The sequence below is a fragment of the Verminephrobacter aporrectodeae subsp. tuberculatae At4 genome, assembly GCF_000193225.1.
GTDB lineage: Bacteria > Pseudomonadota > Gammaproteobacteria > Burkholderiales > Burkholderiaceae_C > Acidovorax > Acidovorax aporrectodeae.
Genome location: NZ_AFAL01000825.1, coordinates 1 through 550, shown reverse-complemented (window position 1 = coordinate 550; position 550 = coordinate 1). Strand labels below are relative to the sequence as shown.

Genomic DNA, 550 nt, shown 5'->3' with positions numbered 1-550 from the left:
ACAACGGCACAACCTGGACCGCCACCTTCACGCCCACGGCCAACGTCGAGGACAGCAGCAACACCATCCGCGTCAACCTCGCGGGCGTGACCAACACCGCAGGCACCGCCGGATCGGGCCAAGCCAGCAGCACCAACTACAGCATCGACACCCGCAGGCCCACGGTCACCATCACGGTCGCCGACCCGGACCTCGGCATCGGCGAAACCACCACCGTCACCTTTACCTTCAGCGAAGCCGTCACGGGCTTTACGATCGGTGCCCTCCGTGTCCTCTCCGGTGGTAGTAGGCCCGTAGTCACTATCAGTGATCTGCGTCCCAGCGGCACCAGCGGCACCGTCTGGACCGCCACGGTCACGCCCTTCGCCGACGGGGATTACAACATCGGCGTAGATATGTGGTACGTATCCGATCGCGCGGGCAACGTCAGCTTGCGAGACTGGCGAGAAACCACCTACCTCACGGGTAACGGTAACAACGTCATCGTCGATTTGGTGCGCCCCACCGCCGCCAGCACCAACCCCATCACTTTCGCCGACACCGACCTCGG

Annotated in this window: 1 protein-coding gene; it reads left to right on the top strand. The window is 64.0% G+C overall.

Annotated features, from left to right (window positions below; genetic code table 11):
* Positions 1-550: Ig-like domain-containing protein (locus VTU_RS34105; protein WP_010108898.1), on the top strand; the 550-nt coding region annotated here is incomplete at both ends.